Below are 12,821 nucleotides of genomic sequence, written 5' to 3' on the forward strand. Positions count from 1 at the left end.
CCCTTATAAAAAGTTCAACTGTTGTATATTTTGTGAAGAATCAGCCTGGGTTGCCAATCTTGTTAATTCAGACCAATCAGCAATCAGTGCATTATAGGGTAATGCTTCTTTGGCGTCCTGTCTTGTGTTTGCTGCTATATCATAAAGGCAATAAGCCAAATCACGAACAGCTTCAACATACCGACTAATTCTCTGAAGTATGTAAGCGGTTTTGTCATTGATGCCATTTTTTTCATGGAAGAAAATTAAATATTGACAACATTCCCAAATGGTTAAATGTTGATCTCGCTCAGGGCTCCAATCAATAGCCAACTCACAGCGTTTTAAAAGGCGCACTTTTCCTGCAACGCTCTCAATAATACCGGCATGTTTGACCTGCTCAACTGAAATACCTCTTGCTTGCGCCAACGAATTAGCAGCACCGAAATCCCCCTTATTCATACCAAATTGTGTAAACCACGTTATCGCAAAACGAGTTTCATCATCAAAATCACCTTGAAGATCATCATTATGTTGATCCAATTTTTGATTGATAATTTGTAAAGCGGTGTTTACGCTCATGGCAGTATCATCAGTTTCTAAAACAGCCTTATAGCGTGAAAATATCGCCATACCAGGGCCAATTGCCGATTGGCGTAGATCGGTTGCAGAAATATTAGAAGATTTCAGCTTTTCTACAGCATCTGGAAATTCAGAATCAAGCGCACGAATAAATTCGCCGCGGAAGATAGTTTCAGCTGTTTTACTGCGTTTACGACACACCAAAACAACTGAATTAGCCAACACATTTGCATTCAATGCAGTCATACGACCGGCTCTTTCCGTACGCATTGGCCATGTTCCCGTAATGCTGTATCCAGCATCCATCATCGCCTGTAAAAAAGTAGCCCACCCTCTTGAGCTAACCCCTTCTTTTGATGCTTCGCTTTGTTTAAAAGCATAATAAATGGTTGCAGGATGATCTGGAGATGCTTGATTTGCCATGTTGTAGATAGCTTTACGCATACCTTTAAGAAAGAAATTTTCAGCTTTACCACGTCCACCATGGCGATAAGAATCTGCAACTAATTCATCCTGTTTTGGTGTTGCTAAAACACCAAAAATATCAGGATAAATATTTTTTAAATTACGCCGCAACCAAACATAAAAAAAATCAGATAAATCAGCGTAACCAATATTATCATAATAGGGAGGATCTGTAGAGATAACCGTGTTTGGCGGATATTTAACCGTTTGCGCATCTCGCTGGTATTCCCTTGCAACGCCGCAAGCCGGTAATTTAGAAATAACTTTATAAATCCCTTCAATACACGATTTGAAATTACCAGTTGAATCAGAAAAAGGATTTGCTTCCGCAAAATCCCATATCATTGGTAATGCTTGGCGTCCAAATGTATTTCGTAAAGCTTGAGGTGTTGCATTCCAACTACAATTTGCACTACTGCGATCAGCTAATTTACTAACACTGAAAGAAAGATAAACACTCACTGCTTCAGCATAGGCTTTAGCACCAGTACCACCATCGCGTAAGGATATTTTATCATTTGGTAATCCTGCTTCTATTGCATCTTGCTCTATCTGCTCTCGCGTTTCATCAACCAAATCAGTAAAAGTATTTAACACAACCAATTGGCGACTGGTAAAAAGGTCACCGAAAGTTTTCAAACCGTACTTACCAATTGAACAATATTGAGGATTATTTGGTAATTCAGTCTCGGGTTTTTCTTTAGCAACACACGAGATAGCAATTTTTTCTTGTTTTGAATCAGGCTCTATATAATGACGTCTCCTCTTACCTTCTACCACGATCGCAATTAATGTCCTTTGCATATTTCTATTTCTTCCAGCTTCTTTAATGTAAGCTGGTGTGATAGCAGCATTGGATAGTAAGCAAACAAAATTACCACGACCAACACTTGTTCCTGTCTTGGCTCGAACAAGTTGCTCTTTTGTACCACCATAATGAATTTTATATTGAATGGTTCTTTTTTTTCTATCTACAACAGGCTCAACCCAAACTTCCTTTCCGACTTTAGAGCTTAAGAGAAAAGATGTTGTCAAAGGGACATGAACATCAGAAAAAGCAGGATCAGGACTGGGAACAGTACGTACCCAAAGCCAAGCAATAACCGTTGCTTTACCACCACCCAAATGAGAAGGGAGATCCACCTGCGGATAGAGGTAACCGGTACGCTCAAAAGCTTTCTTACGCATCCATTCACCATAATATCTCATATCTTCAGCCAATCCCTCGGCATGACGATAATGATTTTGTTCATGGCCACCAGGGTGAACAGGGTGCATATCCTTAAACTTCGTAGGAATTTCAATCATGGCCTTGCCTATCATAACGGCAACAGGATTAAGATCAGAACCATATACGGAGAGACCGAGACGTTGAGCTTCAAGCGGAATAGATCCACCTCCTGAAAATGGATCATAAATTACTGGTAATTCGCTACAGTTTTTTACAATTTCTGCACAAGCCTTTTTAAGGATTACGCTATTTGTTGAGTTTTCCCACTTTATGAGATCTTCAATAATGGCAAATAAGCGGCTGCGCTCTTGTTCTTGTGCTTCTTCTGTAGGAAAAATCTCTGGATGACTTGAAGGATCATCAACAAGCTGAGCAAAGAGAATAGCACGGCATGTAGCAAGTGGCTTACGCGACCACCATAAATGTAAAGCAGAAGGATGGCCATGCCGTATCGATTTTTCTCTAACAGATGCAGCATTAATTGCTTCAAGGGGGAGTGCAACTTCAATTAATTTTTTAGCCATTGTTTATCCAACCAAGATCAATCTGACATAATTCCCGCATTTCCTGTTCGATGATCTCCGTTTGTTTGGCTATAAAATCATTATCACTATTTAAAACAAATTGTTTCCAATTTTAAAACAAATTGTACATAATTGTGCATAATAAAGAATATTATGGTTTTCAAGCTGTTTTTTTCAGCTTCTCTTTATCGACACAAATATTCATGAAATGTTCTGCAAAATATGTTTCAAGCTGCTTAGCCCTGATATTGTGGTTGATATGCTAAGCAATCAATGTGCAATTATATGTTTTTCAATAGAGCTACCGAAAAAAGGTAATAACACTCTCTTTGATATAGTAAAGCGTACTTTTATATCTGATCATCAGTTGAACTGCATCATCCTACTGCTAGAAAGAGCAATCTATAGATCAATGGAGTTTCCAGTAACAAACCGGATCAATGCAAAGCCAGTCTCTATATCTTTACAAATGACATATCACTTTGTCTACTGCCATAACTCTTAGATGCACTGCAACCTCTCTTATAGATCTCAACATCGCTTGTGAAGGCAATTATACCAGCTTTAGCACTATTACTTCGCAAAATTAGTTCTGTGAACAGCAAAAGATTCTTCCCCTTCTATAAGAGAAATGTTGCAGCAACCATAGTAGGAAAACAACATTCAACGAATGAAAACTTGCTTCATAAAAGCACATTCTAATCAGTACAACATGGGAAAATATCACAGATTGATTTCCATGAGACTATTCTTGATAGTTTAGATTTTTTCCGGATTTCTTGCACTCTGTCAGCCTCCTTCTCTACTTCAGAAAATGAAATCTGTTCAAAGTTTTTCTTTGATAGAAAGCGATATTGATTGTGATCTGCATTTTCATAGTAAATGACATTTGTCTTCATGAGATTGCGCCACAGAACAGATTGTCTACGTTCTAGATGCAACTTAAGAAAGCCTGCTCGTGCATTCGTGACAGGGTCTTTTACAGAATCTCAAACGCATGGCGTTGGACTTTAACTTTTTCAATAGCAGCGATAATTTCAAATTTTGGCCAACGTGATAATGCGTAACGCGCCAATTTTTAAGGATTTCGGAACAGTTCTATCAGTAACAAATCACCAGAATGTTTGCACGCTAATTTGAAAAATCTGTGCACTCTCATGAAAGGTTAAAAAAGAATCATGAAGTATCATGTTTTGTCTCTAATTGTTGTTAAACATGATTGCAATATAACAAAACAGGAAATAATAGAGACTGATGTTAAGAGAACTTACATCTAAACTCCTCTATTTTTATGTCCAAGTCGTCACCGTTTTAAAAACAATGTGATGAGCACACAAAAAAGATTTTTCATTGAAAAACAAAAAGTTAAAAATAAGGGAGGCTTTACGACTTCTCCCCCTAAAATGTAGGCCATCATTTCATAAATTACTCAATGAAGCAAAATTTGGACTATCTTTTTTATTTTTCCAAATAGTGTTCTTGTCTTTTGCAAAAGAAAACCTCCGAGAGTTCAAGACACTCATCCGGTAGCTTCTCAATGGAAACACTTGTTAAATTCCTTGATTGCTTCTGTTTTTGGCTGATTATTTTATTTAATAACCCATACTGAACAACATTCTGTTTCAGTCAGTCTGGCTCAGATACCACACGATAGTAGCAATAACCCCAACGACAGTAGCAACAGCTGAAGCGATCTGACAAACAGTATAAATATCCTTTAGAGTATAACGCGGGTGCTGTGAGTTTTGAAATACATTTTGTTGATGTTTAAATTCACGGATATCAATCTTCGGTTTAATACAGTTTATAAGCGTCTGTTTAACGGTTTTATTTTTTCTAACCTCAGTCAGTGGTTTCCATGAATCTAAATCAGGCTTGGATGAAAAAAATTTAGGTTGTATATTTTTTATTGTAAACCATTCTTTCATATATGACGATGAAAGCCATTCTTGTAAATCTTTAACATCGACACGCGAAATAAATGCATCATGAACACATTTATTATCTTTCATTGTCCACTTCCATTCCACTTGTAATCGATTTTCTTCCGCTTCTTGAACTATACAACGGTAAATTTCTCGAAATTCATCTGTTGATACAGGATTTGAACCATTGTAATAAATTTCGCTATTTTCCAGATCGCATATCTTAGAAAACGTGCATTTATCTGGATTCATGCCCGCGATCAATAAAGCTGCATGAAGTAATATAAGCTTCTTTCTATCTCGCCAAACTTCTATATCTTTATCAATTTCCATGCACTGTTCCTTTTTTTATCTGCAAAATCTGACCATTGGCACCTTTAACATCCAGCACATTCCATATGCTTTGACATGGACATATCGGAAATAACTCCACGCCTAACACCTGGAAACAAAAAACCATGACGAGCAAAAAAACGAGCTCGTTCAATAACCTTCATGACTTCACCAGATAATGGCACGCGAAAATCTGCCGTAGCATCGCGTCTGCCTTTCATAGATTCGCCAAGGATTGTCCAAATATGACCATCAATTTGATCTTCATGAATATGACGCAAAGGACCAAAGCGAACACCTGTTAAAATAAGAAGGCGTAAAGCCAAATGCGTTATTGTTGTTTTATTAAGTGTTGCGTAAAAATCTGGAACATCACGCCAATCCATTGCCGGTATGTTTTGAGCTTTATGACGCTGTTTTCCAAGTAAGGCACGTGCTTTATCTGCTGCCTGTAAATCAACATCCAATCCAAGTGCAGCGGCATGTTTCAAGCAAATATTCAAGCGGTTCATGGCCTTACGAGCTGTATCAGCTTTTGTATGCCAAATTGGAGCTAATGTATCGCGTATATCTGTTTGATTAATCTCTGAAACAGGCTCTTTACCCAGTTTAGATAAAATATGCAGTTGTAAAGGTGTAAACCAACGCCCTGCTTTATCCTCTCCCTTTAATTCAGCTTTACGGCTTTCAAAGGCATCTAAAGCAATATCTTTCAATAAATGAAGATTACGCGCAGCCTCACATTTGAGCTTTTCACGTTCTTTAATGGGATCACGCCCTTCTCTGATAACAGCACGCCATTGTTCAACTAATCCACGTACTTGCTTCAAAGATACATCTTTGCAGGCGCCCAATCTCATTTCTCTGCGTCGTTCATGAATGATATAGTGCAAGATCCATTGGACACCGCTATCTTCACGCTTGTAAAGCCACAAACCAGCTCCATCATTATATTTACCGACACCAAGCGTTGCTACGGCTCTTGCGCTTAAAAGCTCCATCGTTTGCATGCCCAATCCACACTAAAAACGCTACTGTTTAATCCCCTCTTCCAATCCACCTTTTGGCATATGATTGAATAATTTTTGATTGTTTGTGGCAATAATGCACGAAATGATTAAATCTTGCAATATCAAATGGTTTAATAAAGCATAAAAAAATTACTATTTATATTGAAAAATCAACTGCTTACTAATATTGTACAACAAAATTTTTTATACAATCTATAAGTTTTATTTTGAATGCATAGTTTTTATGAAATATTCGCAAATGTATCATTATATCCCTATAATATACAATAATAATTAATACAATTAGTAATTAAAATATTATTATACTTTCTAAGAATAATAAAATACAAATATTGCCTTAAATTGTTTTATAGAGCTTGCGTTTTTATTCATTGTCGAAATTATCTATCATAAATTATAAATTATAAAAAACCGAACAAAATACATTATAGATAACCCGATGATTGTTATTACTCTCTTGATCTACAGAGATATCAAAACCATTACTCTCTACTTAAATTCAAGGATCATTGAAGTCTTTACTGCGATTTTATGGCTGCATCGCATCTCAACATTAAATTAAAACAGATAGCTCTTTAAAAACGAGCAGAATGCATTAGACGCGTAAAAATAACTGCGATAATATCATGTACAAATGACATACTCTTAAAAATAGACCTATGCACCCTCTCTATTTGCTAGCCGCAGAAAAATATTAAAACAGCATTTATAATCTATAAATATAGTGGAATAATAAATAACTTTTTGTATTTATTATATTTTAAATCATCCCTAACGATAAGAATACCATTTAGATCCTAATACGTATTTAATTTTTTTAAATAAGGATATTATAACAAATTGAAAATTATAGTAACAAATCTATTTCTGTTACGCATATCAAAATCCTTCATCCTTATAGGATTTAACATCAACAAACAGTGCAATATTTTGAATAACTATTCGAAATAGATCTCTAATAGAATTGATCAATTGTGGTTACGACCAAGAATATTTCGACAATCGTTACAAAGTCACCTCATCATTGAACATGATAAACCTAAATTATGCTTCGTAAAAATAAAAAGCCTCTTCACGATCTAAAGTTGATTTATGAAATAGTCTATTTGAAAACATTTATAAAAAGACACGAGAAATTATTGAAGACACTAAAAAAACGATAAAGCATATAAAGCACACTAAATTACGATTTCCCTGCATTCAATAACCAACTTTTTTCTAAAAGGATAATACAGCACACACTTTTTACTAATCAGTATTCTTTCTAGATATCTCATAAACAAGGCTCTCACGTGTGATTTCTCGAATTGAACGCGCACCAGTCAATGTCATAGCTACCTGCATTTCTTTAGCAAAAAGATCAAGGAGATGAGAAACACCTTTTTCACCTGCAGCAGCAAGAGCATAGGCAAAAGCGCGACCAATCATAACGGCATCCGCACCTTGTGCCACCATGCGTACAACATCAAGACCAGAGCGAATACCAGAATCAGCTAAAATAGTTAAATCACCTTTTACAGCCTCTGCAATTGTTGGCAATGCCCGTGCAGTTGACAACACGCCATCAAGCTGACGCCCCCCATGATTGGAAACAACAATACCATCAGCACCAAATTGTACTGCTTCACGTGCATCTCGCGGATCAAGAATCCCTTTTATAACCATTTTCCCTTTCCAAAAATCTCGAATCCATTGCAAGTCACGCCACCCAATTGATGGATCAAAATTTTGACCAAGCCAACCAATATAATCTTCTAATGAAATCTTTTTTTTACGATAAGTGGAAACATTTCCAAGATCATGCGGATGCCCCATAACACCAACATTCCAAGCCCAATGCGGATGAGTAAAAGCCTGTAAAATACGGCGTAAACCAGCATAAGGTCCAGACATCCCCGAATGAGCATCACGATAACGAGCACCAGGAACCGGCATATCAACCGTAAAAACCAATGTACGCACACCAGCGGCCCAAGACCGCTCCAACACATCACGCATAAAGCCACGATCTTTGAGAACATAAAGTTGAAACCAAAACGCGCTTCCAACTGCAGCATGTACTTCTGCAATAGGGCAAACTGAAACTGAAGATAAAGTAAATGGTATACCCTTCGCAACTGCCGCACGCGCAGCCTGCACCTCACCACGACGAGCATACATACCAGTTAGCCCAACAGGTGCAAGCACAACCGGCATATCAAGTGCCTGATCGAAGATATTCGTTGAAAGATCAACCTCTCCAACCTCCTTAAGAATCCGTTGACGCAACGCAAGTGCATGAAGATCTGTACAATTACGCCGTAACGTTTCCTCAGCATACGCCCCCCCATCAATATAATGAAATAAAAAAGGAGGTAACCGACGCCTTGCCGCTTCGCGGTAATCTAATGTTGAGGAAATAATCATAATAATATAATTGCTCCATAAATGAAAAGCCAAGTACTTTAAAAACTAGTCAATCCAACCCAAATGCCTCATATTAACGTCCCAATAGCACACTACATCAAGGTAGTTTTAGGGAATATAATTGCAATCCCAAAACCCAATAAATAAAGCAGAGCCTTGATTTTTATTTTTCACATCAGGCATTTGATAATGTTTGACTTTAATACACAACACAAAAATTAATATGATCTAATATATTTAAGCACCAACATTCAATATTTTTTGTTATTTACAATATATATTTTTTGAAATTAATTAGATTTTTTTAATACATCATTTTGGTACTTTATATTAAGATAGAATAATTCTAAATTGCGTCTGAATAGCGCATCTTTAATCACTGCGTACATATATAGAATGCATTTATAAAAATAAAAAAGCAATCAATATAGTTGAATGAAGTTGTTAATACATTCATCAACACTCCAACATCAAAAAATCTTGCGATTTTTCACCCGAATTAATAGCCTGTTCGTAACAAAAAATCATTTAAATATGCATTCATGCCTTGTGTAGAATATTCAAAGGTTTTCAAATATCAGAATATCTAAGAAAAAAATCTTCAATTATTTAGACAGTTTTTAATAGTTTATAGAAATTAATATTACTTATAATGAATATTTTAATCATAATATTAAAATTACAGATCGATCTGATATTAGATTAAGAAACTTATTAACAGAACTCAGCCAGAATATTTTCGGCTTTTGCAAAAAATATTCCTGCGTTATGATTGAAGAATATTGAGACTCCTTCTCGCATTTGCCGTTTTCTTCTACTTTAAATATGTAAAAATATATAAAAACTGTTATTTGTAGCTTTGTTTCTGAAGCGTAACATAAAAATCGAATTCGCATTTTTAATTTTGGAAATAAACACAATCACATCACCACTATGAAAATGAAGTTTTTCCTGAAAAAACGAGATGTTTAATATATTTTTATCACAATCTGTAATTTCAAAATCATTTAAAATGCTTAGATAATTTTAATCCCTGCGCTTGATAATGTGAACCAACATCATGCCCATAAAGTGCACATGGCCGATTAAGCATATGCTCATACATCAAACGACCAATAATTTGGCCATGCTCCAAGATAAATGGAACCTTATAGCTGCGCACTTCCAAAACAGCTCGTGCCCCTTTTCCACCTGCCTCCATATGTCCAAATCCTGGATCAAAAAAACCTGCATAATGTACTCTAAATTCACCCACTAAGGGATCAAAAGGAGTCATTTCAGCGGCATAAAGAGGAGGAACACGAACTGCTTCTCGCGAAACTAAGATATAAAACTCTTCAGGATCAAGAATCAGTGTCTTGTCATCATGAGCATAAATAGGTTCCCAAAAATCCAAAACATTAGCAACAGCGCGTTTATCAACATCAATGACACTCGTATGGTGTTTACCCCGATAACCGACAAGCCTGTTTTCATTCCCTTGCAAATCAATGGAAAGTCCAATACCACCATCATCAATATTAGGAAAATCTTCCGATACAAGCATTTCAGATTTATGTAAATCATGCAAATCAACTTCATTTAGATAGCTTTTCCCTTGACGAAATCGAAGTTGTGATAAACGCGAGCCTGTACGCACTAAAATCGGAAATGTGCGTGGACTAATTTCAAGATAAAGCGGACCATGATAGCCAATACAAATTTTATCAAACTCTTGAGCATTATCCGTAATCACACGTGTAAAAATATCTAACCGCCCCGTAGAGCTTTTTGGATTGGCAACAGCAGACAAAGTTCGTGGCAAAGCCAAATTTTCCAAAAGAGGAACAAGATAAACACAGCCCGTTTCTAAAACCGCCCCATCCTGCAAATCAAATTCATGCAACTTTAACCGTTCAAGCTTATCAGAAACTTTTGTGTTAGATCCTGGCATAAAGGAAGCACGTATACGATACGCTTTATTCCCTAAACGTAAATCGAGACTTGCAGGTTGTATTTGATCCGCATCAAATGCACAAATGGCTTTAAGAATATCATGATCAATTAAGGCTTGTATATCACGATCTGCAAGGATACCATTTGTACGCACCATATATTTTTCCTTCCTCTTTATACCTGCCTCTTTTTGACCTAGATCATTGATTGGCGCAAGCTATTTTAAGAACAAACACTTACTCTTTACCGATTTTTCCAATTGATTTGGCAACTAAAATCAATCATATAAACTATAAATAATAGAGCAAACAAAGCATTATCTAAGAGGAGAAAACTGAATATTGGAATTGTATATGAATTTTCCATTGAAAATAATCTGTTCTTCCCAAAATAATAGCTTCAGCCTTCTTTTATTCTTAAATTTTGAGAAAATTTCGTTAGTACGATCCACAGTTTCTACACAACAACACAATTGAACTATGACCATACGACATCTTAGCGAAACTATTATTAATCAAATTGCCGCCGGTGAAGTTATTGAACGACCAGCCAATGTTGTCAAAGAGCTTGTTGAAAATGCTATTGATGCAGGAGCGTCTCGTATCGAAATTGTCACAGCAAACGGTGGAAAAAACTTTATCAGGGTGAGTGACAATGGCTGCGGTATTCCTGAAAATCAATTAACTTTGGCAATTTCTCGCCACTGCACATCCAAAATTGTCGATGACGTGCATAATATCTGCTTTCTTGGTTTTCGGGGGGAAGCTTTACCCTCCATTGGTTCCATTGCAAAACTTAAACTCACATCACGAACGCAGAACACTAATAGCGCTGCCGAAATTATCGTGACAGCAGGAAAAATCGTAGGACCAAAACCAGCTGCATCCAATCCTGGAACTATCGTAGAAGTTCGTGATCTTTTTTTTATTACTCCAGCACGCCTCAAATTTATGAAAACTGATCGCGCTGAAGCAAATGCCATCACGGATATGATTAAACGAATTGCTATTGCATTTCCACATATCCGCTTTTCTCTTTCTGGTACAGATCGCACACCTCTAGAATTACCTGCTTTGGAAAACAATACCCAAGGGCGATTGCAGCGTATTACACAAATTATGGGAAAAGAATTTGCTTCTAACAGTATCGTGCTTAACGCTGAACGCGAAGCGGTTCGTTTAACAGGTTTTACCGGCGTACCATCTTTCAATCGCAGCAATAGCCTTCATCAATTTGCTTATATTAATGGACGCCCAGTCCGTGATAAACTGTTATGGAGTGCAATCCGTGGAGCTTATGCTGATGTCATTGCTCGAGATCGTCATGCTGTCTCTATCCTCTTTATTGATTTACCTCCTACTGATGTCGATGTTAATGTTCATCCAGCAAAAGCTGACGTACGATTCCGCGATCCGGGTTTAATTCGTGGCTTAATCATTGGAGCAATCCGTGAAGCATTGCATCAATCGGGTATTCGCCCGACTTCAACGCGCTCTGATGCAATGCTATCTGCATTTCAAACGCAACCATTGGAAACTTTCAAGAACGCACACCAATCTTTTTCTTCTCATCCACAATCATATCATCCCGCATCATCAACCGTATCAATGGTTCATAAACCGTTAGATATTGACAATTCTGTCAGCTATCAAGAAGATATTACCCCTGTAATAAAAAGCTTAAACGTGCCAAGTGGTGATACACGTGCTACAAACACTATCTCTACACCGGAAAAGTTAGATTATCCATTAGGTGCTGCAAAAGCACAAATTCATAAAAATTATATTGTCGCTCAAACACAAGACAGTCTCGTCATTGTAGATCAGCATGCTGCGCATGAAAGACTGGTTTATGAAGCGCTCAAAAACGCACTTTATTCTAAACCACTGCCTTCACAATTATTGCTCATTCCTGAAATTGTAGAACTCTCTGAAGAAGATGCGATATGCCTTTTAACACACAAGGATACTTTACAAAAATTTGGCTTAAACATTGAACCATTTGGACCCGGTGCAATCGCTGTGCGCGAAACTCCTGCAATGCTAGGAGAAATAGATGCACAATCCCTAATCAAAGCCCTTGCGGATGAAGCAGCTGAATATGATACAACAGACAATTTAAAAGCAACCCTTGATTATGTTGCAGCAACGATGGCCTGCCATAGCTCAATACGTTCAGGGCGTCTTTTGCGTCCTGAAGAGATGAATGCACTTTTACGACAAATAGAAGAAACACCTAATTCAGGAACATGTAATCACGGCCGCCCTACTTATATTGAACTCAAGCTCGCAGATATAGAACGTCTTTTTGGCAGAAAATAAAGTCTCATTAACTATTCTATCTGGAAAGAAATATTTTTTAACTTTATACAGCATCTTATAATGTTTTAATGTTATCTCTGCATAAAAAT

At 36.9% G+C, this 12,821-nt stretch carries 5 protein-coding genes and 1 pseudogene; 1 reads left to right on the forward strand and 5 read right to left on the reverse strand.

Annotated elements, in window-relative coordinates; genetic code table 11:
- Positions 1-3: 3 nt before the first annotated feature.
- The 5 genes and pseudogenes from NPX98_RS00275 to NPX98_RS00295 form a co-directional block, all read right to left on the reverse strand.
- Entirely contained in the window at positions 4-2,781 is a 2,778-nt protein-coding gene (locus NPX98_RS00275) for a DUF1156 domain-containing protein (protein WP_269021948.1), read from the reverse strand.
- 1,622 nt (positions 2,782-4,403) lie between these two features.
- Positions 4,404-5,039, reverse strand: a complete 636-nt coding sequence (locus tag NPX98_RS00280) for a hypothetical protein (RefSeq protein ID WP_269021949.1) — start codon at positions 5,037-5,039, stop codon at positions 4,404-4,406.
- 53 nt (positions 5,040-5,092) lie between these two features.
- Positions 5,093-6,049 (reverse strand): annotated as a pseudogene (locus NPX98_RS00285) (tyrosine-type recombinase/integrase); the annotation flags it as partial.
- 1,269 nt (positions 6,050-7,318) lie between these two features.
- Positions 7,319-8,476 carry an FMN-dependent L-lactate dehydrogenase LldD gene (gene lldD, locus NPX98_RS00290; RefSeq protein WP_269021950.1) on the reverse strand — a complete coding sequence of 386 codons (1,158 nt, stop codon included), beginning with the start codon at positions 8,474-8,476 and terminating at the stop codon, positions 7,319-7,321.
- 1,003 nt (positions 8,477-9,479) lie between these two features.
- Positions 9,480-10,568 (reverse strand): 2'-deoxycytidine 5'-triphosphate deaminase, encoded by a 1,089-nt coding sequence (locus NPX98_RS00295; RefSeq protein ID WP_269021951.1) that lies wholly within the window; start codon positions 10,566-10,568, stop codon positions 9,480-9,482.
- 322 nt (positions 10,569-10,890) lie between these two features.
- Between NPX98_RS00295 and mutL the strand changes: the two genes are divergently transcribed.
- Complete coding sequence (mutL, locus tag NPX98_RS00300; protein WP_269021952.1) at positions 10,891-12,732, forward strand: DNA mismatch repair endonuclease MutL; 1,842 nt, start codon at positions 10,891-10,893, stop codon at positions 12,730-12,732.
- Positions 12,733-12,821: the final 89 nt, after the last annotated feature.

This window comes from Bartonella sp. A05 (genome assembly GCF_026930145.1).
Taxonomy (GTDB): Bacteria; Pseudomonadota; Alphaproteobacteria; order Rhizobiales; family Rhizobiaceae; genus Bartonella.

Coding starts and splice junctions, on each gene's coding strand:
- NPX98_RS00275 (WP_269021948.1), bottom strand. CDS start 2,781: ATGGCTAAAAAATTAATTGAAGTTGCACTCCCCCTTGAAGCAATTAAT.
- NPX98_RS00280 (WP_269021949.1), bottom strand. CDS start 5,039: ATGGAAATTGATAAAGATATAGAAGTTTGGCGAGATAGAAAGAAGCTT.
- lldD (WP_269021950.1), bottom strand. CDS start 8,476: ATGATTATTTCCTCAACATTAGATTACCGCGAAGCGGCAAGGCGTCGG.
- NPX98_RS00295 (WP_269021951.1), bottom strand. CDS start 10,568: ATGGTGCGTACAAATGGTATCCTTGCAGATCGTGATATACAAGCCTTA.
- mutL (WP_269021952.1), top strand. CDS start 10,891: ATGACCATACGACATCTTAGCGAAACTATTATTAATCAAATTGCCGCC.